14 protein-coding genes and 1 pseudogene are annotated in these 20,782 nt (G+C 60.2%); 10 read left to right on the forward strand and 5 right to left on the reverse strand.

Annotated features, from left to right (window positions below; all coding sequences use genetic code 11):
* Positions 1-5: 5 nt before the first annotated feature.
* Both xdhB and xdhA read right to left on the reverse strand, forming a co-directional pair.
* Complete coding sequence (gene xdhB / locus AQS8620_RS11625; RefSeq protein WP_085837066.1) at positions 6-2,393, reverse strand: xanthine dehydrogenase molybdopterin binding subunit; 2,388 nt, start codon at positions 2,391-2,393, stop codon at positions 6-8.
* Positions 2,390-3,757 carry a xanthine dehydrogenase small subunit gene (gene xdhA, locus AQS8620_RS11630; protein ID WP_085837126.1) on the reverse strand — a complete coding sequence of 456 codons (1,368 nt, stop codon included), beginning with the start codon at positions 3,755-3,757 and terminating at the stop codon, positions 2,390-2,392. The genes xdhB and xdhA overlap by 4 nt, the downstream gene beginning before the upstream one ends.
* A gap of 230 nt (positions 3,758-3,987) precedes the next feature.
* Between xdhA and dnaE the strand changes: the two genes are divergently transcribed.
* On the forward strand, positions 3,988-7,518 hold the full coding sequence (gene dnaE / locus AQS8620_RS11635; RefSeq protein WP_085837067.1) for a DNA polymerase III subunit alpha: 3,531 nt from the start codon (positions 3,988-3,990) through the stop codon (positions 7,516-7,518).
* A 17-nt stretch (positions 7,519-7,535) separates the two neighbouring features.
* Here dnaE and AQS8620_RS11640 read toward each other — a convergent pair whose 3' ends face one another.
* Positions 7,536-7,748 (reverse strand): SlyX family protein, encoded by a 213-nt coding sequence (locus AQS8620_RS11640; RefSeq protein WP_085837068.1) that lies wholly within the window; start codon positions 7,746-7,748, stop codon positions 7,536-7,538.
* A 114-nt stretch (positions 7,749-7,862) separates the two neighbouring features.
* Here AQS8620_RS11640 and hisS point away from each other — a divergent pair, with 114 nt between their 5' ends.
* The 3 genes from hisS to hisG are packed head-to-tail and all read left to right on the forward strand — an operon-like array spanning position 7,863 to position 11,173.
* Positions 7,863-9,377, forward strand: coding sequence for a histidine--tRNA ligase (hisS, locus tag AQS8620_RS11645; RefSeq protein WP_085837069.1), 1,515 nt, complete (start codon positions 7,863-7,865; stop codon positions 9,375-9,377).
* Positions 9,378-9,380: 3 nt separating this feature from the next.
* Positions 9,381-10,484: an ATP phosphoribosyltransferase regulatory subunit gene (locus AQS8620_RS11650; RefSeq protein ID WP_085837070.1), complete on the forward strand. Its 1,104-nt coding sequence runs from the start codon at positions 9,381-9,383 to the stop codon at positions 10,482-10,484.
* A complete protein-coding gene (gene hisG / locus AQS8620_RS11655) occupies positions 10,481-11,173 on the forward strand; it encodes an ATP phosphoribosyltransferase (RefSeq protein WP_085837071.1) in 693 nt (230 codons plus the stop codon). Before AQS8620_RS11650 ends, hisG begins: the two co-directional genes overlap by 4 nt.
* Positions 11,174-11,229: 56 nt before the next feature.
* Here hisG and AQS8620_RS11660 read toward each other — a convergent pair whose 3' ends face one another.
* Entirely contained in the window at positions 11,230-11,649 is a 420-nt protein-coding gene (locus tag AQS8620_RS11660; RefSeq protein WP_085837072.1) for a DUF1489 family protein, read from the reverse strand.
* A gap of 111 nt (positions 11,650-11,760) precedes the next feature.
* Here AQS8620_RS11660 and AQS8620_RS11665 point away from each other — a divergent pair, with 111 nt between their 5' ends.
* The gene (locus AQS8620_RS11665; RefSeq protein WP_085837073.1) at positions 11,761-14,037 is read left to right on the forward strand and encodes an adenosylcobalamin-dependent ribonucleoside-diphosphate reductase; all 2,277 of its coding nucleotides are present in this window, start codon (positions 11,761-11,763) and stop codon (positions 14,035-14,037) included.
* A 230-nt stretch (positions 14,038-14,267) separates the two neighbouring features.
* Here the strand turns inward: AQS8620_RS11665 and AQS8620_RS11670 are convergent, their stop codons facing one another.
* Entirely contained in the window at positions 14,268-15,197 is a 930-nt protein-coding gene (locus AQS8620_RS11670) for a hypothetical protein (protein WP_159453236.1), read from the reverse strand.
* Positions 15,198-15,336: 139 nt separating this feature from the next.
* On the opposite strand from AQS8620_RS11670, the pseudogene AQS8620_RS11675 reads away from it, so the two are divergent.
* The 5 genes and pseudogenes from AQS8620_RS11675 to AQS8620_RS11695 form a co-directional block, all read left to right on the forward strand.
* A pseudogene (locus AQS8620_RS11675) lies at positions 15,337-15,576 on the forward strand (ATP-binding protein); the annotation flags it as partial.
* 306 nt (positions 15,577-15,882) lie between these two features.
* Complete coding sequence (locus AQS8620_RS11680) at positions 15,883-16,620, forward strand: SDR family oxidoreductase (RefSeq protein ID WP_085837075.1); 738 nt, start codon at positions 15,883-15,885, stop codon at positions 16,618-16,620.
* Between the two features lie 112 nt (positions 16,621-16,732).
* The gene (locus AQS8620_RS11685; protein ID WP_085837076.1) at positions 16,733-17,821 is read left to right on the forward strand and encodes a substrate-binding domain-containing protein; all 1,089 of its coding nucleotides are present in this window, start codon (positions 16,733-16,735) and stop codon (positions 17,819-17,821) included.
* Between the two features lie 201 nt (positions 17,822-18,022).
* Positions 18,023-19,648, forward strand: a complete 1,626-nt coding sequence (locus AQS8620_RS11690; RefSeq protein ID WP_085837077.1) for an IclR family transcriptional regulator — start codon at positions 18,023-18,025, stop codon at positions 19,646-19,648.
* Positions 19,649-19,965: 317 nt separating this feature from the next.
* Positions 19,966-20,661 carry an EthD domain-containing protein gene (locus AQS8620_RS11695; RefSeq protein ID WP_085837127.1) on the forward strand — a complete coding sequence of 232 codons (696 nt, stop codon included), beginning with the start codon at positions 19,966-19,968 and terminating at the stop codon, positions 20,659-20,661.
* The last annotated feature ends 121 nt before the right edge of the window (positions 20,662-20,782 follow it).

The following is a 20,782-nucleotide window of genomic DNA, read 5'->3' on the forward strand; positions in this document are numbered from 1 at the left end:
CCTGTTCACGCCTGCGCTCTGGCGATGGCGCGCAGGATTTCTTCGCCCGTCGCGGGGGCATTCAGCGCGGGATAGGCCGGACCGCAGGCAGAGACCGCGTCCGAGAGTGCCAGAAATGTCGCGATTCCAAGGTTAAAAGGTGGTTCTCCGACCGCTTTGGAGCGATAGACTGTATCCTCGCGGTTCGGCCCGTCCCAAAGAGCCACGTTGAAGATGGGCGGCGCGTCGGAGGCAACGGGGATTTTATAGGTCGAGGGCGCATGGGTGCGCAGGTTGCCCGTCTCGTCCCACACAAGGTCTTCGGTGGTAAGCCATCCAGCGCCCTGAATAAAGCCGCCCTCGATCTGCCCGACATCGAGCGCGGGGTTCAGCGAGGCGCCGCAATCGTGCAAAATGTCGGCGCGCAACATGCGGTTCTCGCCGGTGAGCGTATCAATGACGCATTCCACCAAAGCGGCGCCGTAAGCGAAATAGAAGAACGGACGCCCCTTGCCGGCGACGCGGTCCCACTCGATCTTGGGCGTTTTGTAAAACCCCGTCGCCGACAGCGAGACGCGGTTTTCATAGGCCAGTTGGGCGGCCTGGGCGAAGGTCAGTTCCTGCCCGGCGACCTGCACCGTCCCGTCCGCAAAGCGCACGTCATTCGAGCCGAAGCGTTCGACAAGAAACATCTCCATTCTGAGCCGGATTTCATCACAGGCGATCTGCACCGCCATGCCGTTCAGATCCGAGCCGGAGGAGGCGGCGGTGGCCGAGGTGTTGGGGACTTTGGCGGTGTCGGTCGCGGTGATTTTGACCGCATCCACCGAGACGCCAAAGCGCGATGCGGCGACCTGCGCGACCTTTTGGAACAGGCCCTGACCCATTTCGGTGCCGCCGTGATTGAGGTGAATCGAGCCGTCCTGATAGACATGCACCAGCGCGCCCGCCTGATTGAGATGGGTCAGCGTGAACGAGATGCCGAATTTCACCGGCGTAAAGCCCAGCCCCTTTTTCAGGATCGGGTTTTCAGCGTTCCACCGATCGACCGCCGCGCGCCGCGCTTTGTAGTTGGCGCTTTCGCACAGGCTGGCGGTGATCGCCTTGGAAATGCTGTCCTCGACCAATTGGCCGTAGGGGGTGGTGTTCTCGCCCGTCGGCGCGGGGGTGTCATCGGCAAGTGCTGCCTCGGATGCGCCACGGGTCAGGGGGTCGCCTGTGACGGCGTTGACGTGATCTTCGGGCACACCGTCCCCTGCGAGCGGCACGACCATTTCGCTGTAATAATTGGCTTTGCGCACCGCGACCGGATCAAGGCCGAGGCTGTGGGCGATGTGGTCGATCACCCGCTCGATCCCCAAAATCCCCTGCGGCCCGCCAAAGCCGCGATAGGCCGTGGCGCTTTGGGTGTTGGTTTTCAAGCGATGGCTTTCGATGCGCACATGATCAAGCAGATAGGTATTATCGGCATGCAGCATGGCACGGTCCGCTACCGCAAGGCTGAGGTCCTGCGCCCAGCCACAGCGGGTCATTTGCACGAAATCGAGGCCAAGGATGCGCCCGCGATCGTCAAAGCCGCAGGTGTAGTCGATGCGAAAATCATGTCGTTTGCCGGTGATGATCATATCGTCATCGCGGTCGTAGCGCATCTTGCACGGGTGCCCCGTGAGCCGGGCCGCGAGGGCGCAAGCAATCGCCAAGGCATTGCCCTGACTTTCTTTTCCTCCAAAACCACCGCCCATCCGCCGGGTTTCCACGCGCACGCTGTGCATGGGAAGATGCAGCGCATGGGCGACCTTGTGCTGGATTTCCGACGGGTGCTGGGTGGAGCTGTGAACATGCATGTCACCGCCCTCTTGGGGCAGGGCGAGGGCCGCTTGCCCTTCAAGATAGAAATGCTCCTGCCCGCCCATGTCGATGCGGCCCGAAAGGCGATGCGGTGCGGTCTTTATCGCCGCCGCGCTATCCCCTTTGGCCCAGACCACAGGCCCGTTTTCAAAACGGCTGTCGGCCGCGAGCGCGTCTTCATAGCTCAGGATCGCGGGCCGCTCGGCGTAGTCCACCTTTCCCAGACGTGCAGCTTTGCGCGCCGCGAGATGGGAGGTGGCAATGACCAGAAACACCGGCTGGCCGCGGTAGTGAACCCTGCCCGTGGCCAACAGCGGCTCGTCGTGGTTGGAGGGCGAGCAATCGGGCATCTCGGCCAGCGTGTCCGCCGAAAGCACCGCGACCACGCCCTCGGCGGCCTGCACATCGCTGAGGTCCAGCGCGGTGATGTCGCCATGGGCCACGGTGGACAGGCCGAACGCCAGATGCAGCGTGCCAGCGGGCGTGGGAATGTCGTCGATGTAGCGGGCCTGCCCCGTCACATGCAGGCGGGCGGCATCGTGGGGCAGGGGGGCACGCACGCTCATGGCTGCACCTCCAGCACGGATGTCGCGCTGCCCGTGGTTTCGGCCAGCAGTCGGCGCAGCATGTTTTGCGCGGCAAGTTCGCGGTATGCGGCGGAGGCGCGCATGTCGCTGAGCGGGGAGAAATCCGTGGCCAGTGCGGCGCAGGCGGCGTTGACCGTGTCGGGGGTAAACGGTTGACCGGTAAGCGCGGCCTCGGTGGCTGTCGCGCGTTTCGGGGTGGCCGCCATGCCGCCAAAGGCCACGCGGGCATGGGTGATCACATCGCCGTCGCGCGTCAGGTTGAACGCGCCGCAGACGGCGGAAATATCCTGATCGAACCGCTTGGACAGCTTGTAGACCCGCAGATCCGCAAGCCCTGCTTTGGGGATCGTAATGCTTTCGACAAATTCGCCCTCTGCGCGGTCCTGTTTGCCATAGGCGAGAAAGAAATCCTCCATCGCCAGCGTGCGGCGGCTGTCGCCTTTGCGCAGGGTCAGGCTGGCACCCGCGGCGATCAGCGGGGGCGGGCTGTCCCCGATGGGCGAGCCATTGGCGATATTCCCGCCCAAAGTGGCGGCTGCGCGAATCTGCGGCGATGCAAAACGGCGATACAGTTCGGCCAGGGACGGCGCGGTTTGTGCAAAGAGCGGCAAGAGGTCGCCAATCGGCGTCATCGCGCCAATGACAAAGGCCTCTTGGGTGTCGCGCAGGCCGCGCAGGTCGGCAACGCCGTTCAGAAAGATCACATCTTTCAGGCTGCGCAGCTGTTTGGTGACCCAGAGCCCCACATCCGTGGCCCCCGCGATCAGCGTGGCCTGAGGGTGTGCAAGGTAGAGCGCGGCAAGGTCATCGGCGCTGGTCGGGCGCAGCGTGAGGGGCGCGGTTTCAAAGGGGATAAAGGGCGCTGCAAGGTGGTCGGGCACGCAGGCGCTTGCGGCCGCGTCGGCCGCCGTCAGGATCGGGGCGTAGCCCGTGCAGCGACACAGGTTGCCCGCCAGCGCGTCCCGCGCGTTATTCTGTTTGTTCAGATGGGCCGTGGCCAGCGACACCGCGATGCCCGGCGTGCAGAAACCGCATTGGCTTGCGTGATGATCGACCATCGCCTCTTGCACCGGATGCAGGGCCGCGCCGCTGCTCAGCCCTTCGACCGTCACCACGTCTTTGCCATGCAGCTGCGGCAGAAACAGGATGCAGGCGTTCAGCGGTCTGGCCCCGTTTTCGTCGCGAACCATCACTGTGCACGCGCCGCAGTCGCCTTCGTTGCACCCCTCTTTGGTGCCAGTCATGCCTCTGGTTTCGCGCAGATAATCCAGCAGGGTGCGGGTGTGGGGGATATCGTCGTGGATCGTGACAGGGGTGCCATTGAGGCGGAAGCTCGTCTCCATCGGATCGCCTGCCGCTTTCATGTGCAACTGTCAAAAAGACCGTCCCCCGCCCGATGCGGCGGAAAGCAGGGGAGCGTCCTTAGAAAAACCAAGCTGCGCCCGTTTTGCAAGAGGCACCGCAAGACGCGCGCGCAATAATTCACCAAAAGGTCAATTCCTGTGCGCTTGGTGGCGCGGCGGTGCGCGGTCTCGCTCTGGTCTTGGCGCGCGGCTTGGCGTAGCTTGGGCGCATGAGCACGCCCTCCTTTATCCACCTCCGACTCCATACCGAATATTCGCTTCTCGAAGGGGCGGTTCGGGTTAAGAAACTTGCCGGCATGGCCGAGGCGCACGGCATGCCTGCCGTGGCCGTGACCGACAGCGGCAATCTGTTCTGTGCGCTGGAGTTTTCCGAATATGCCAGCGGGGCAGGCGTGCAGCCGATCATCGGGATGCAGGTCGATGTGACCTTTGAGGACACCGCCCCGGGGGAGCGGCCCAAGTTTCCCGCGCCCCTCGTGCTGCTCGCGCAAAACGAAACCGGCTATGAGCATCTGATGAAGTTCAACTCGTGTCTCTACATCGACACGGGCAGTGCGATTCCGCAGGTGACACTGGCCGAGCTTGAACAGTTTTCGGGGGGGCTGATTTGTCTGAGCGGCGGGGCGGAGGGCCCTGTGGGCAAGCTGATCCAGCAGGGGCAGGGACCCAAAGCGCAAGAGCTGATGAGCACGCTCAAGCGCATCTTTGGCGACCGTCTGTATGTCGAATTGCAGCGCCACGCCGATGAGGGCGGCGAGCTGATGGCGGGCGAAAAAGCCACCGAGCGCGCCTTTGTCGAAATGGCCTATGCCATGGACTTGCCGCTGGTCGCGACCAACGATGTCTATTTCCCGAAAGCCGAAATGTACGAGGCCCATGATGCGCTGATCTGCATCAAGGAAGGCGCCTATGTCGATCAGTCGCAGCCGCGCAGACGGCTGACACCGCAGCATTATTTCAAATCACCGGCGGAAATGGCGGCTCTTTTTGCCGATCTTCCCGAAGCCGTCGAGAACACGGTCGAAATCGCGCGCCGCTGTGCCTTCAAAGCCTATAAACGCGACCCGATTCTGCCGAAATTTGCCGATGACGAGGTCGAGGAGCTGCGCCGTCAGGCCAATGAGGGCCTGCAGGCGCGCCTCGCCGTGATCCCCCATGCCGTCTCTGTCGAAGACTACCAGGCGCGCCTTGATTTCGAACTTGGCATCATCGAGGGCATGGGCTTTCCGGGCTATTTCCTGATCGTGGCCGACTTTATCAAATGGTCCAAGGATAACGGCATTCCGGTCGGCCCCGGTCGGGGCTCTGGCGCGGGGTCGCTGGTGGCCTATGCGCTGACCATCACCGACCTTGATCCCTTGCGCTATTCGCTGCTGTTCGAGCGGTTTTTGAACCCCGAACGTGTATCGATGCCGGATTTCGATATCGACTTTTGCATGGATCGTCGCGAAGAAACCATCCGCTACGTGCAGCAGAAATACGGGCGCGACAAGGTGGGGCAGATCATCACCTTCGGCGCGCTTTTGTCCAAGGCGGCGGTGCGTGACATCGGGCGGGTGCTGCAGATGTCATACGGGCAGGTGGATCGCCTGTCCAAATTGATCCCCGTTGAGGGCGTCAAACCCGTGTCGATCCGCGAGGCGCTGGATCAGGAAGAACGCCTGCGCACCGAAAGCCGCAACGAACCGGTGGTCAAACGCCTGCTCGATTACGGGATGCAGGTCGAGGGCCTGCTTAGAAACGCCTCCACCCACGCGGCGGGTGTGGTGATCGGGGACCGCCCGCTTGATGCGCTGGTGCCGCTCTATCAGGACCCGCGTTCCGACATGCCCGCCACCCAGTTCAACATGAAATGGGTCGAGCAGGCGGGGCTGGTGAAGTTCGACTTTCTGGGCCTCAAAACCCTGACCGTGATCCAATCCGCGATGAACCTGATTTTCAAATCGGGCCGTCCGCTGCATGTCGATGCTGCCGGCAACACGCTTTATGACCCGCCTGCGGGGGCGGAAAATCAAATCAACCTTATTCCGCTGGATGACCCCAAGACCTACGATCTCTATTCCCACGCCAAAACGGTTGCGGTGTTTCAGGTGGAAAGCTCGGGCATGATGTCCGCGCTCACCCAGATGAAGCCCACCTGTATCGAGGATATCGTGGCGCTTGTGGCGCTCTATCGTCCCGGCCCGATGGAAAACATCCCCGTCTATTGCGAGGTGAAAAACGGCAAGCGCGAGATCACTTCGGTGCATCCCACGATTGACCATATTCTCGAGGAAACCCAAGGCATCATCGTCTATCAGGAACAGGTGATGCAGATCGCGCAGGTCATGGCGGGCTATTCGCTTGGGGGCGCGGATTTGCTGCGCCGTGCGATGGGCAAAAAGATCAAAGAGGCGATGGACGCCGAACGTCCGAAATTCGAGGCGGGCGCGGCCAAGAACGGTGTTCCTGCGAAAAAGGCGTCCGAGGTTTTCGATCTGCTCGAAAAATTCGCCAACTACGGGTTCAACAAATCCCACGCGGCGGCCTATGCCGTTGTGTCCTATCAAACCGGCTGGCTCAAAGCGAACCATCCCGTCGAATTCATGGCAGGGGTCATGAATTGCGATATTCACCTCACTGAAAAGCTTGCTGTTTATGCCGAAGAGGTCAAACGGGGACTTAAAATCGAAATTGTGCCGCCCTGTGTGAACCGCTCGCTTGCGACCTTTGATGTGGTCGATCAGAAACTGGTTTATGCGCTGGGCGCGCTCAAGAATGTCGGGCTTGAGGCGATGCAGATGATCGTCGCGGCGCGTGAGGCGGCCAGCGACAAGGCAGGGGGAAAACCTTTTGCCACAGTTTATGATTTCGCGCGTCGGGTGGATTTGAAACGGCTGGGCAAACGCCCGCTGGAAATGCTGGCGCGTGCGGGGGGCTTTGATCAGCTTGATCAGAACCGGCGGCGCGTGCTTGACAGCCTCGATGCGCTGGTGGGCTATTCTGCCGCAATCCACGAGCAGAAGAATTCCAACCAGGTGTCGCTGTTTGGCGAGGCGGGCGACGACCTTCCCGAGCCACGCCTTGCGCCGGTCAACGACTGGATGCCGGCCGAACGCCTGATGGAAGAACAAAAAGCCATCGGTTTTTTCCTCTCCGGTCACCCGCTCGACGACTACGCGGTGGCGCTCAAGCGCAAGCGGATCGGCACGATTGCCGAGGCGCAGGAAAAGGCGGAAATGTCGGGCGCTGCGGTGGTGCGCGTGGGCGCGATGGTCAGCGGCTTTCGCGAAATGAAATCCTCCAAGGGCACGCGATATTTTCGCATGAACCTGTCCGACCCGACGGGGCAATTGTCTGGCATCGCGATGTTCTCGCGCGACGAAAAGGAACTGAATGCTGCGCGCGATGTGTTCGAAAAGACCGACAAAGTCGTCGTGACACTGGAGGCCAAATTCAACGAGGGCCAGTTTGACCCTATGATCCGCGCGGTTGCTGCGCTTGACACCATCATTGCGGATGCGGGGTCAGCGGGCATGAAAGTCTGGGTGGAAACCTCGGACGCGGTGCAATCGCTGGTCACTTTGCTTGACGGGACCGCGCCGCAGGACGCCAAAAAGGGGCCGATTTGCCTCTGTTTGATGTCGCCGGATTTACCGGGGGAGGTTGAAATGGAACTGGATCGCCCCTTTGCCATCAACCCGCAGATCAAGGCAGCGGCAAAACACCTGCCCGGCGTGGTAATGGTCGAGGACTACTAGCCCGGCAGGGTCGCGTCCTACCAGTGGGGCGGGCGCTGATCGGCCAGCGGCACAGAGCCGCCCATGTCAAGTTCGGCCGATGCTGCGCGCTCCAAAAGCAGCGCCAGGCGGCGGGTCGCGGCGTCAAGGCTGCGTTCCTGGCGCGCGATCACATCCGACAGGTCCTCGACGGTGCGGGTCAAATGGGCCACTTGTTCTTCGAGTGCCATCAGGCGGTCTGCGTCGGTCATATTGATCCCTCTGTTACCGGTTTCCTATACGCACAAGGGGGCGGGCGCGCCAGATGCTTGCTCCTTGGGGCTGCATCCGGTATCCCGCGCGTAAGTTCAAAGGAGCCGATCGAGATGGCCAAGATCAAGAAGACCCCCCGTCCCAAGGCCGAAACGCCCAAGGGCTTTCGCGATTATTTCGGGACGGAAGTGACCGAGCGCAAGGCGATGCTCGATAAAATCGCCGAGGTCTATCATCTGTACGGCTTTGAGGCACTGGAAACCTCTGCGGTGGAAACCGTCGAGGCGCTGGGCAAGTTCCTGCCCGATGTGGATCGCCCGAATGCGGGTGTGTTCAGCTGGCAGGAAGAATCCGAGGCGGGCAAGCTGGGGGATTGGATGGCGCTGCGCTATGATATGACCGCGCCGCTCGCGCGGGTTGCCGCGCAGTATCGCAATGATTTGCCCGCGCCCTACCGCCGCTACGCGATGGGCCCTGTCTGGCGCAACGAAAAGGCCGGGCCTGGGCGGTTTCGCCAGTTTTATCAATGCGATGCGGATACGGTCGGGGCGCCTTCCGTCGCCGCTGACGCCGAAATCTGTGCGATGCTGTCGGACACGCTGGAAGCCGTTGGCATTCCGCGCGGCGACTACATCGTGCGGGTGAACAACCGCAAGGTGCTGAACGGCGTGATGGAAGTGGCGGGGGTTCTCGATCCCGCCGACCCTGAAAAATTCGAAGCCGAGCGCGGCATCGTCTTGCGCGCCATCGATAAACTTGACCGTCTGGGCGAGGCGGGCGTACGCGCGCTGATCGGGGAAGGTCGCAAGGATGAAAGCGGTGATTTCACCAAAGGCGCGGGCCTGACAGAGGCGCAGGCCGACATCGTCATGGGCTTTATGTCTGCCAAACGCGACACGGGGGCCCAAACGGTGGCGCGGCTGTATGAGCTGGTGCAGGGATCGGCGGTGGGCGCCGAGGGCGTCAAGGAATTGGAAACCATCGCCGACCTCATGGCGGCAGGCGGCTATGGCCCCGATCGCGTGGAAATCGACCCGTCGGTCGTGCGTGGCCTTGGCTATTACACCGGCCCTGTCTATGAGGCCGAACTCACCTTTGAGGTGCTCGACGAAAAGGGCCGTCCGCGCAACTTTGGCTCGGTGGCGGGGGGCGGGCGCTACGACGACCTGGTCAAACGCTTCACGGGCCAGGAAGTGCCGGCCACGGGGGTGTCCATCGGCGTTGATCGCCTTTTGGCCGCTCTGCGGGCCAAGGGGCGCGGCGGGCAAGCCGAAGCTGGCCCCGTCGTCGTGACCGTCATGGACCGCGACCGCATGGCCGATTACATGGGGATGGTCACCGAATTACGCGCAGCGGGCATCCGCGCAGAAGTCTATCTGGGCAATCCCAAAAACTTCGGCAACCAGTTGAAATACGCCGATAAACGCGCCTCTCCGGTTGCGGTGATCCAGGGCGGCGACGAACAGGCGCGCGGCGTGGTGCAGGTCAAAGACCTCGTGCTCGGTGCGAAAATCGCCCAGAACGCCACGCTCGAGGAATGGAAAGATCGCCCTTCGCAGTATGAAATCGCGCGCGGCGATCTTGTGACCAAAGTGCGCGACATCATCGCCAGCCAGAACGAGGGCTAAGGGATGGACGGGACCTTTGACGCCAAAGCCACCGCTCGCCTGACCGGAGCGCGCTTTCTGGCCGCTTTTGCCGAACTGGGCGCGCAGGCCATCGAAGCCGATATCTTGCAACCCGCCGAGGTGCTGTTGGACCTCTACGGCGAAGACATCCGCGCGCGCGCTTTCGTGACCCACGACCCGCTGCGCGGCGAAATGATGCTGCGCCCCGATTTCACCGTGCCCGTTGTGCAAGAGCACATGGCAGGCGGCGCAGAACCCGCGCGCTATTGCTACATGGGCGAGGTGTTTCGTGCCCAGGAACACGCCGGCCCGCGCGAGGCCGAATTCTTCCAGGTGGGCTATGAGGTGTTCGACCGCGTCAACACGCTCGACGCCGATGCCGAGGTCTTTGCCCTTTTTCACAGCCTGCTTGCGCCGCTCGGCTTGCGTGCCGCGGTGGGCGACATCGGCCTGCTGCTGGCGGCGATTGACGGGCTGGACACAACCGACAAACGCAAGGCTGCCCTCAAGCGCCACATCTGGCATCCCAAACGCTTTCGCGCCCTGCTGGACCGCTTTGCGGGGCGCAGCGCTGTGCCTGCCAGCCGCCAGGCCTTGTTGGCCGCGTTGGACAGTGACGCGCCGCTGACGCAAGCGCCGATGATCGGCCTGCGTTCGCAAAGCGAAATCGCCAAACGCCTGACGGCCCTGCAAGAAGACGCGGCAACTGCGCCGCTTTCGCCAAACGATGTGGCGGGGCTCGAGACATTGTTCGCAATCGCCGACAAGGCTCCAAAATCGCTGGAAACCTTGCAGGAACTGGCCCTGACCATGCCCGCCATCGCCGGGCGCGTCGCGATGCTTGAAACGCGCTTCAACGCGCTTGATGCCAAGGGGATCGACCTGGGCGGGCTGGATTTCGAAGCCACCTACGGGCGTACGACGCTCGAATATTACGATGGCTTTGTGTTCGGGTTTTACGACGCATCCGACGCAGGCTTGCCGCCCGTCGCCAGCGGCGGGCGCTACGATGCGCTCACGCGGGTCTTGGGGCAGGGGCGCGAAATTCCGGCGGTCGGCGGCGTGATCCGCCCCGCCCTCGTGGCGCAATTGGAGGCAAAAGCATGATCAAACTCGGCGTGCCCTCCAAAGGGCGACTGATGGAAAAAACCTTCGAGTGGTTCGCGCAAGCAGGCATCACCCTCAAACGCACCGGCTCCGAGCGCGAATATGCGGGCGCTGTGGAAGGTGTCGAGGGCGTGAACCTCGTGCTGCTGTCGGCGGGAGAAATCCCGCGCGAACTGGCCGCAGGGCGCATCCATTTGGGCGTGACCGGCTCTGATCTGGTGCGCGACAAACTGGCCGATTGGCAAAATAGCGTGACCGAACAGGCGCTGATGGGATTTGGCCATGCCGATCTGATCATTGCCGTGCCCATGTGCTGGCCTGATGTCGACACGATCGAAGACCTCGACGCGGCCGCCAGCGCCTTTCGCGCAGAACACGGCTTTCGCCTGCGGATCGCGACGAAATACCACCGCCTCGTGCGCGAGTTCCTGCGCGATCAGGGCGTGGCGGACTATCAGCTCGTGGATAGCCAGGGCGCAACCGAAGGCACCGTGGCCAATCTGACGGCCGAGGCAATCGCCGACATCACCTCCTCGGGCGAAACGCTGCGCGCCAACCACCTGAAAATCCTCAGCGACGGGTTGATCCACAAAAGCCAGGCAACGCTGTTCGCGTCGAAAACGGCGGATTGGGCGGGCTGCGACGCGGCCAAGGCGGATCTCTCCGAACGGCTGAAGATCGCGCTCTGATCTGCCTTCTTTCGGATAAAAATACCCAGCGCGGCTCACCAGCGGCGCTGGCCTTCCTATCTCAAGCCGAGTTCGGCCAAGGCCGCCGCAAGCTCTGCGGGCAAAGGCTCTTCGGTTTCGCGCCCCTTTGGCAAATCGGGCGGGCTATCGTCCACCTTGAGATACCGCCATCCCTGAAAGGCGCGGCGCGGGGCGGGCTGTGTGCGGATCAGCGGTTTCGCCAGAACAATAGCGCAGCGCTTGATCCCGTCCGCGCCCTCGACAGCCTCAAGTCCCACAACCTCCTGACGCGCCTGAATCACCCCCTTGATGACCCAGAAAAGCGACCCTCCGGCGAGCACCCGGGCCTCCTCCTTGGGACGCATGCGGGTGACGTGGCGAATGGTGTTGCCGCTTTGCGCCGCGAGTCGGGCCGCCAATTGCTCAACCGTCTCGATTCCCACGCATAATTTCACAAGATTTATGTGATCTGACATCGTGCCACCCCTACTGCTGGTGTTGATATAGGATTTTGCCCGTTGATCTGCTAGGGTCAGAGCGGTAAATCCCAGCTTCCCGAAAAGAATCCCCTCGAAGAGAGACTCATTATGACCCGCTTTGCTGCCCCCATCGCCGAACAGATCTGGGATATGAAATATCGTCTGAAAGACGGGGATGGCACGGTGCAGGACAAAAGCGTCGAAGACAGCTGGCGCCGCGTTGCGACCGCCTTGGCTTCGGTCGAAAAAGACGCAGCCCATTGGGAGCCGAAATTCTATTCGGCTTTGGAAGATTTCAAATTCCTGCCAGCGGGCCGTATTCTGGCGGGTGCGGGCACCGGTCGTACCGTGACCCTGTTCAACTGCTTTGTCATGGGCACGATCCCCGACTCCATGGGCGGCATTTTCGACATGCTCAAAGAGGCCGCGCTCACCATGCAGCAGGGCGGGGGCATCGGCTATGATTTCTCGACCATCCGTCCCAAGGGCGCGGATGTCAAAGGCGTGGCCGCAGATGCCTCGGGTCCGCTGTCCTTCATGGATGTCTGGGACGCGATGTGCCGCACCATCATGTCGGCAGGCTCGCGCCGCGGGGCGATGATGGCAACGATGCGCTGCGACCACCCCGATATCGAACAGTTTATCGAGGCCAAACAGGATGCAGCCCGCCTGCGCATGTTCAACCTCTCCGTGTTGGTCACCGATCCCTTCATGGAGGCCGTGAAAGCAGACGGTTCGTGGGATCTGAAGTTCGACGGCAAGGTGTATCACACCGTCCAGGCCCGCGATCTGTGGAACAAGATCATGAAGGGCACCTATGAATACGCCGAGCCGGGCGTGATTTTCATCGACCGCATCAACAAGATGAACAACCTGTCCTATTGCGAGGACATCGCGGCGACCAACCCCTGCGGCGAGCAACCCCTGCCGCCCTATGGCGCCTGCCTGCTCGGTTCGATCAACCTTGCGCGGCTTGTCGCAGAGCCGTTCGAAAAGGGCGCATCCCTTGATCTTGACGCGCTCGACGATCTGGTGCGCACGGCCATTCGCATGATGGACAACGTGGTGGATGCCTCGCGTTTCCCGCTTGAGGCCCAAGCGCGCGAAGCCGAGGCCAAGCGCCGCATCGGGCTTGGCGTCACCGGCCTTGCCGATGCCTTGCTGATGGTGGGGGAGGAATACGGCACGCCGCAGGCGGCAGCGATGTGCGAAAAATGGCTGCATGCCATTGCCCGTGCCTCCTATATGGCCTCGGCGGAACTTGCGAAGGAAAAAGGCGCTTTCCCCTTGTTTGACAAGGGAAAATACCTTGCCTCCGGGTCCTTGGCCCATATGGATCAGGATGTGCGTGACGCGATTGGCGAATATGGCATCCGCAACGCCCTGCTGACCTCCATCGCGCCCACCGGAACCATTTCGCTTTACGCCGGCAACGTGTCGAGCGGCATCGAGCCGGTGTTCGCCTATGCCTACACCCGAAAAGTGCTGCAAAAAGACGGCTCGCGCACCGAGGAAGAAGTGGTGGACTACGCCGTAAAACTCTACCGCGACAAATTCGGCGCCGATGCCGAACTGCCGGGCCATTTCGTGAACGCGCAGACGCTGGCGCCGCTCGCCCATGTGCGCATGCAGGCGGCGGCCCAGAAATGGGTCGACAGCTCGATCTCGAAAACCATCAACTGCCCCGAGGATATTTCCTTTGACGACTTCAAAGAGGTCTATATGGAAGCCTACGAGAGCGGCTGCAAAGGCTGCACCACCTACCGCCCCAACGATGTGACCGGCTCGGTCCTGTCGGTCTCGCAAACCTCCGAAGCAACGCCGGAAACGGACGAAGGCGCGGAAGTGGTGTATCTGTCCGATCCGCTGGATCGCCCGCAGGCCCTCGAAGGCAATACCTACAAGCTCAAATGGCCCGATTCCGAGCACGCGATCTACATCACGATCAACGACATTCTGATCGGCGGGCATCGCCGCCCCTTCGAGGTCTTTATCAACTCCAAAAACATGGAGCATTTCGCCTGGACCGTGGCGCTCACACGCATGATCTCGGCCGTGTTCCGGCGCGGTGGGGATGTGTCCTTCGTGGTGGAGGAACTCAAAGCCGTGTTCGACCCGCGCGGCGGCGCATGGATCAAGGGCAAATACATCCCCTCGATCCTTGCGGCGATTGGCGGTGTGATCGAAACCCACCTCATCCAGACCGGCTTCATCGCGGGTGAAGGCCTTGGCCTGAAAACCGACCCGCAAGCCGAGGTCTCGCAACTCGGGGCTTCAGGCGGCAAACCCAAAGGCAAAGCCTGCTCCTCCTGCGGCGGCTACGAAATGCGCATGGTAGAAGGCTGCATGACCTGCGCCTCCTGCGGCTTCTCGAAGTGCGGATAATGTGCGCGGCTTGAGCAGTAGTCAGAGAAAGCAGATGAATGCGCAAAGGAAACCAAAAGGCTGCGCACGGTGTGTCAAGGTAGAAATGGCACCCTTCGTGCAGATTTCCACGCTTCGATCTGATACAGACGTATTGCTCGTGAAACGTTGGTGTCTGGCACCATAAGCCCGAACTAGAAGAGGCGCAGGATTCACGTCCTGCGCCTCCTTCGTTCCACCGTTTCAGATGGTTAAGAAAGGACCCGGTCGGTTTCTGTCCGTAGGTAGACGTTTCCGAACGGACGGCTGCTGCCGCCCAGCGGCTCAATATCGGCATCGCGCAGTTGGCGAACCAACTTCTGCCACGGTGCTGCATAGGTCTCTGCCAAAAGCTTCGGGGTCATGTAGCGTGATCGGAAGGCGGTTTCGTCCTCCGAGGTGAAGTACACCTGATCTGCCTTCGTGATGGGGTTCTTCAAGGTCGTCGTCTGAACGTGCCCGCTGTCGATCATGCGCTTCAGGTTCGACGGCTGACCGATGCCGACGGTCTTCGCGAAGACTTCGATGCTCTTCGCATTGATCGGGTCGGGCTGTAGAGCAGCGACGACGTCCTCATGGTAGACATGGATGGCGGCATATCCTTCGCGTTCCATCCCGTTTCCGACACGCTTGATGCGCCCATCGCGGATGGCGGCAATGATCTCGCCGGGACCGACCTTCAGACGCTGTGCGGACTTCGAGATGTGTTCCCACCCATGCTGCGCCTGCCGAAGTTGCTGAGCGCCCGTCAGGACGCTGTCCAGAAAGGCGCGCCCCTGATCCGGATGCCAGACGGCTTTGACGTTGGGTGCGTCCAATGCTGGTACGAGAACGCCGTCGGCGACGAGCAGATCGAACTGGGAACGCGTTGCATTGATTAGTGCCGCCATGTCCTTCGACGTGACGTAGTTGGTCAATCGTTCGAGGATGGGAGCAGCGGTTTCGGCATCAAAGACCTCCCATGCATCCGGCACGCCTTGATCGGCCTCAGGGACGATTTGTTCGGCAGCCAGCGCCTTCCTCAGCCGTCTCTGGTCAACGCCACAGGCTTGCGCGGCTGTCCGGACGGAATGTAGCCGACGAGACAGGACCGGCTCCCCCAGCAGATCATCGCCCGGGCCAAGCGGCCAGGTCGCCAGCATATGGTCCCGCAGGATGTCCCGGAACGCCGCATAGTCAGGGTTGTCCCGGTAATCATGCGCCAAACGGTCGTAAGGCTGTGGAAAGATGGCTTTGGGGCCGTCGTGGGGAGATCCCGGTTTGCGCTGAAGGGCATCAAAGGTGCTCTTCCATCTGCTCAGCAAGCTCTACGAGCGCACCAGCGTCATCATCACCACAAACCTCAGCTTCTCAGAATGGGCGCAGCTATTCGGAGACGCAAAGATGACCACGGCTCTCTTGGATCGGCTTACCCACCGCTGCCACATCCTCGAAACTGGCAACGACAGCTACCGCTTCAAGGCCAACTCCGAGTCTGCAAAGAAAACACGAAAGGAGACCAAAACGTTGACCCCGTCATAGACCGCGGCACATAACTGAGGGTGGGTCAAATCTCAGTGAAAATACCGGGTCAGTTCTCAGTGACAATCAACACGTTCAATTCTCGAATGCGGAAAAATGCACTGTGTCAGGGGTTGCTGTCTTGTTTGCGATAGGCAAATCAATTCTGCATATATAAATATTAAACATTTGCTATTATGTTTTCTAATGTTAAATTTATGAGACGTTCATATCTGACAACAGGCTCCATGTGGGCGGTTAGATTCGTGTCACAGCTTGCGTTTGGAGGCGTGTTGGTGTGGCGAAGATATTTGAGGAGGAGTGGTCATGAATGTTGAAGGTAAGGTCGTCTTGATCAGTGGGGCGGCCCGTGGGATGGGCGCGACAGAAGCGCGCGACTTCGCAGCTGCTGGGGCAAGGCTCGTATTGGGAGACGTACTTGAGGATGAGGTGCGGACTCTGGTCGCCGAAATCGGGACAGATGCAGCGGTTGCGGTGCGTCTCGATGTGACAAAAGCGGCGGATTGGCAGGCGGCTGTGGATGCAGCGCAGGCGCGTTTTGGACGTCTCGATGTGCTTGTGAACAATGCGGGAATTTTGCGGTTTTCCGATATTCTCAGCTGTTCGGATGAAGAGTGGGAACAGGTGATTGGCATCAATCTAAGTGGTACTTTCAAAGGTATACGTGCCGTCGTTCCGCTCATGGAGGCCGGAGGCGGCGGGTCCATCGTCAACATCTCTTCGACGTCTGGGCTCAAGGGGTTTTCCGGCGTTCCGGCTTATATCGCATCGAAATTCGGCATTCGCGGCCTGACGAAAGCAGCGGCTGTCGAACTTGCGTCAAAGGGCATTCGTGTGAATTCGGTTCATCCCGGAAATATCAACACCGACATGGTTGACGGGCTCTACGCAGATTACCGGCATGTGCCGATGAACCGTGTCGGAGAGCCGGGCGAAATCAGCAAGTTGGTGATGTTCCTGGCCAGCGAGGACAGTTCGTTTTCCACGGGCGCGGAATTTGTTGCGGATGGCGGGGAAACCAGCGGGATGCCGAATTTATTCTAAGCAAATTTTTGCTGAATTAATTCGCAAATATTGAACTTAAGAAGTTCAATCAATGGGCTAGGTGTCGAAAGAGGAGCGACGCTGCGGCTTTCATCTAAGGGAGGAAAGAGACATGCAGAAAACGTATCGGGCGACCGGGCTTGGAGTTGCGGCTGCCACAGTCGCGGCCGTTTGGGCGCAGGGCGCGCTTGCGGAGGGCTTCGTATATGTCAACGAACATATCGACATCGCGCCATTGTGCGGTGAGGAACCGATCCGCGTGGCGCTCGTCGATGGCTATGGCGGCAATTCATGGCGCCGGACGGCCATTGCCGAAATCGAAGACGAGGCTTCGAAATGTGAGAATATCGTCGAGGTGACCTACGCCGAAGCCGGCGGGGATTTGCAGGCCTATAGTGCCGCGATCAATGGCTTCGTCGCCCAAGGCTATGAAATCATCCTAGCCTACACCGACTTCGGAGATGCAGCGATCCCGGCCTATCGGGCGGCCCAGATGGCTGGAACGACGATGGTGCCGTATTTCTCCGATCTGAGCGGTCAGATCGGGGTCGATTATGCCGCGAATCCGTTTGAGGATGCGTTTCGCGCAGGCTCGATTTTTGGCGAATGGGTCGGAGAAACCATTGGCGAGGGAAAAACTGTCTTTCTTGGCGGTCTGGCTGGGTCCGCCTCGTCTGTGACGTTCCTCGAAGGCTACAAAGAGGGGTTGAAAGCCTATCCTGAAGTCGAGCTTTTGGATGACAATTTCATCGTGACGAACTGGAATCCCGCCGATGCACAAAAAGCGGTGGCGGGCCTGATTGCAAAATATCCCGAGATTGATGCGATTGCGACAGACTACGGTGTGACCAGCCTTGCCGCTGTCAAAGCCTATCAGGCGGCAGGTCTGCCAGTTCCCGCGATGGCGTTCATTGCGACCAATAATGAATACAGCTGCAAGTGGATGGAGGCCAAGGAAAGCGGTGACGTCTGGCCGCAACTCGCGCTGAGCGGGACCACCGCCGATGTGCGGTTTGCTTTGCGCGCGGGGCTGGCGGCGCGCAATGGTTTGGACGCGCCCGAGCCAAGAGCGCTGGTTGCCTTCCCGTTTGCCGATAGCGCAGCCGGCGTTGATCCGCTCTGTGATCCCGAGCTGCCGCCGGATGCAGATCTGTCCTCTTCTTTGCCGATGGACAAAATGGTGTCGCTTTTTGAGCAGTGAGGCGACATGCCTCGTTGTTCTGACATCGCCGGATCGCCTTTTGGGCGGTCCGGGTTTTCTGTTTCTGTCTGAACGCATCTCGCGATTTTTAAGTTCAGCCAATGTCCTACAGAGGACAAAGCTGTTATCAAGGAGAGCCTTGCGCGCAGGATATGGTCGCGTGACATCAATGATGAGCTGGAACTTGGGTGGCGACACGAAATGACAAAGGAAAATGGCGCTGTTCGGGGCATCAAATCCGTCGAGGTGTTTGGGGATATTCTTGCGGGGATGATCCATGCAGGGGAACGCAGGACACTCGACGGCGTGGCTGATGCGGCCGGGCTGTCGACCGCGAAAGTGCGGCCCTATCTGAACAGTCTCCAGCGAACGGGCCTGGGGGGCTACGATCCTGTGTCGCGGCAATATTCCTTTGGCCCGCTCGCCGCGCTGCTGGGTCAGCGTCGTATCGAGGCGTTGGCGCGACGCTACGGGTTTTTGGACGCGGCGCGTGGTATCGCGCGCGAACGCGATCTGTTTGCGGGCGTGGTGTTCTGGGCCGGAAACGGGCCGACCGTGGCCAGTGTGATCCCGTCGCGCATAGCCTCCGATAACAATGTGATGCCGGGCACGGTTTACAGTGTCACCGGCACCGCATCGGGCCGGGTGTTCATGGCGTTCTCGTCTGATCCACGCGTTGCGGTGCGTGCCGAGGCAGAGTTGTCGGGCACGGCCTGTCCGCGTGGGGTCGGCGAGTTGCGTGAGGATGACAATTTCCCGGAGGCGGTTGCAGAGGTGCGTCGGGATGGATTTTGCTTCATTCGCGATGCTTATTTTCCGGGCTACAATGGTATGGCCGTTCCGGTCATGGATGAAGATGGGGAGCTGGTCTGTGCGATCGTCGTCTCCGGGACCGCGAATGTCTTTCCAAAGGACATTGCACGTCGTCTTGCGGAGCGCATTAGAGTCGAACTAGCAGAGCGGATCGCGGCCAATCCATCAACGCTCTCGGCGCCCGAGGTGACGCGGATTGATCCGGTGCGCAAAGAGCTTTTTGAGCCTGTCGATGCTGCGGCGGATGAGCGTCGTGGGGTTGGTTCGGCGGAGACCGCGGTGCAGATTCTGCGCGCGATGACGGGCCGAGCGGGGCCTATGCGGCTCAAGGAAATCTGCGATCAGGCGGGGCTCGCCGCCGGCAAGGCGCACAGCTACATGGTCAGTCTGCGACACGCCGGTCTGGTGGAAAAGGCGCCGGGTTCGACGCAATATCGCCTTGGGCCTTTGACGGCGGAGATGTTGCTTGTGCGTTTGCATGGTTACGATGTCTTTGCTGCGGCCCGTGCCCTCGTGCGGCGGTTGTCGCGGCAAACGGATCTGATGTGTTTTCTGACGACTTGGGGGAGTTATGGCCCGGTCGTTGTGCATATCGAGCGTGGGCAGTTGACGCGTCATTCCGATATCTATCTGGGCCGGGGTATGTCGTTGAGCAGTACAGGCACGGGGCGATTGTTTCAGGCCAATCTCAGCCAGCAGGTCCTGGCGCCTGCGGTGGCAGCCGAAATGGCGGTTTACCCGCAGTTGAGAGCGCGTGCCCCCAGTCCTGAGGATCTCTCGGTGATTTTGGAAGACATCCGGCAGGCGGGGTATGCAACGTTCGAGACCGGCCCTGTTGTAGGGCTTCGCTCTCTGGTGGCGCCGGTCCGTAATCATGTGGGAGAGATGTGGTTTGCTGTGACCTTGACCGGCGCCATAGATAGAGTGCGCGCTGAGGAGCAGGTCTTGCTGGCGCAACTCTTGTTGGGTGTTGCGTCGATCTCTGCCGATTTGGGGTATGCCGCGCCCTTGTAAGGATGCTCTCGGACGTCTGCGCGATCCTCCAATTTCTTCCTTATTTCCATCTGATACCCGTCAGCTGCGAATTGCGGCTGTCTGAAGCACTTTTGAACAGCATGGATGTGCATTTTATCATTTAAATAATTTGCTTTAAGCAAACTATTTTGCAAATATCATAAATGCCTGCCGCCAAGTGGGGGGTCTAAAGACTCTCGGGGTGACTGATTAGAGTCATTTGGATGCGTGTGTTTCTCGACATGAGTGCAGATCGGCGCCTGAGCGGAGGGCTGGGTGATGAGCCCGTCTTTAAACTTTCGAGGAGGAGTTCACGCATGATGACAAGGTTTGGTTTGCTGACGAAAAAGCAAGGAATGCCGCCACAGGATTTCAATCAGCATTGGGAGGCTGTTCACGGACCTATGGCGTCCAGATTTCCGGGCTTGCGCGGGTATTGGCAGCATGCGGTGACTGACAAAGAGCAGTTCGGTATCAGTCATGCTCGGGGCGTGGATTGGGATTTGGACGGGTTCTCGGAACTTCATTTTGATGATGAAGGGGCGATGCTTGGCGCGGTAAATGATGACTCCTTTACGCCTGCTTTGACGGATGAAACTGATTTTTTGCAAGATGTTAAGATTGTCGCTTGTGAAAAGCACAAGGTTGTCGAGATGAATCTGGATGATGGTCCTTACATCAAGCGGATGACGCTTTTGAAGCGCTTGCCGGGGATAAGCCCTGAGCGCTTTCGTCAGGAGTGGCTTGAGACGCACGCAAATTTCGTGCGCCGCTGGCCGGGGGTGTTGGGGTATCATCAAAACTTGGTGGTGAGCCGGTATTGCGGATCGCGCACAGAGCAGGCCAGTCATGATGAGGTGCCGGTTGATGGTATTGTCGAGTTCTGGTTCCGGGACAAAGAAGCGGCTGCGGAGCTTTATGCCAAAGACATCGTGACGGAAACGCAGGAGCACGCGAAGGTCTTTCTCGATACGATCACGCCTTACTTCGTGGATAGTCGCCGGCTGGTTTGATCCTGCGTTGATTTCAGAATCGGCGCATGAAATTCGCGACAAAAATGATTCGACATTGGAGAATTGATAAGTTTGGCGACCGGGCATTCGGTCGCCATTTTTCTGTATTGGGGTGGTGTTG

The sequence above is a fragment of the Aquimixticola soesokkakensis genome (assembly GCF_900172375.1).
Taxonomy (GTDB): Bacteria; Pseudomonadota; Alphaproteobacteria; order Rhodobacterales; family Rhodobacteraceae; genus Aquimixticola; species Aquimixticola soesokkakensis.

Coding starts and splice junctions, on each gene's coding strand:
- xdhB (WP_085837066.1), bottom strand. CDS start 2,393: ATGAGCGTGCGTGCCCCCCTGCCCCACGATGCCGCCCGCCTGCATGTG.
- xdhA (WP_085837126.1), bottom strand. CDS start 3,757: ATGGAGACGAGCTTCCGCCTCAATGGCACCCCTGTCACGATCCACGAC.
- dnaE (WP_085837067.1), top strand. CDS start 3,988: ATGAGCACGCCCTCCTTTATCCACCTCCGACTCCATACCGAATATTCG.
- AQS8620_RS11640 (WP_085837068.1), bottom strand. CDS start 7,748: ATGACCGACGCAGACCGCCTGATGGCACTCGAAGAACAAGTGGCCCAT.
- hisS (WP_085837069.1), top strand. CDS start 7,863: ATGGCCAAGATCAAGAAGACCCCCCGTCCCAAGGCCGAAACGCCCAAG.
- AQS8620_RS11650 (WP_085837070.1), top strand. CDS start 9,381: ATGGACGGGACCTTTGACGCCAAAGCCACCGCTCGCCTGACCGGAGCG.
- hisG (WP_085837071.1), top strand. CDS start 10,481: ATGATCAAACTCGGCGTGCCCTCCAAAGGGCGACTGATGGAAAAAACC.
- AQS8620_RS11660 (WP_085837072.1), bottom strand. CDS start 11,649: ATGTCAGATCACATAAATCTTGTGAAATTATGCGTGGGAATCGAGACG.
- AQS8620_RS11665 (WP_085837073.1), top strand. CDS start 11,761: ATGACCCGCTTTGCTGCCCCCATCGCCGAACAGATCTGGGATATGAAA.
- AQS8620_RS11670 (WP_159453236.1), bottom strand. CDS start 15,197: ATGCTGGCGACCTGGCCGCTTGGCCCGGGCGATGATCTGCTGGGGGAG.
- AQS8620_RS11680 (WP_085837075.1), top strand. CDS start 15,883: ATGAATGTTGAAGGTAAGGTCGTCTTGATCAGTGGGGCGGCCCGTGGG.
- AQS8620_RS11685 (WP_085837076.1), top strand. CDS start 16,733: ATGCAGAAAACGTATCGGGCGACCGGGCTTGGAGTTGCGGCTGCCACA.
- AQS8620_RS11690 (WP_085837077.1), top strand. CDS start 18,023: ATGACAAAGGAAAATGGCGCTGTTCGGGGCATCAAATCCGTCGAGGTG.
- AQS8620_RS11695 (WP_085837127.1), top strand. CDS start 19,966: ATGATGACAAGGTTTGGTTTGCTGACGAAAAAGCAAGGAATGCCGCCA.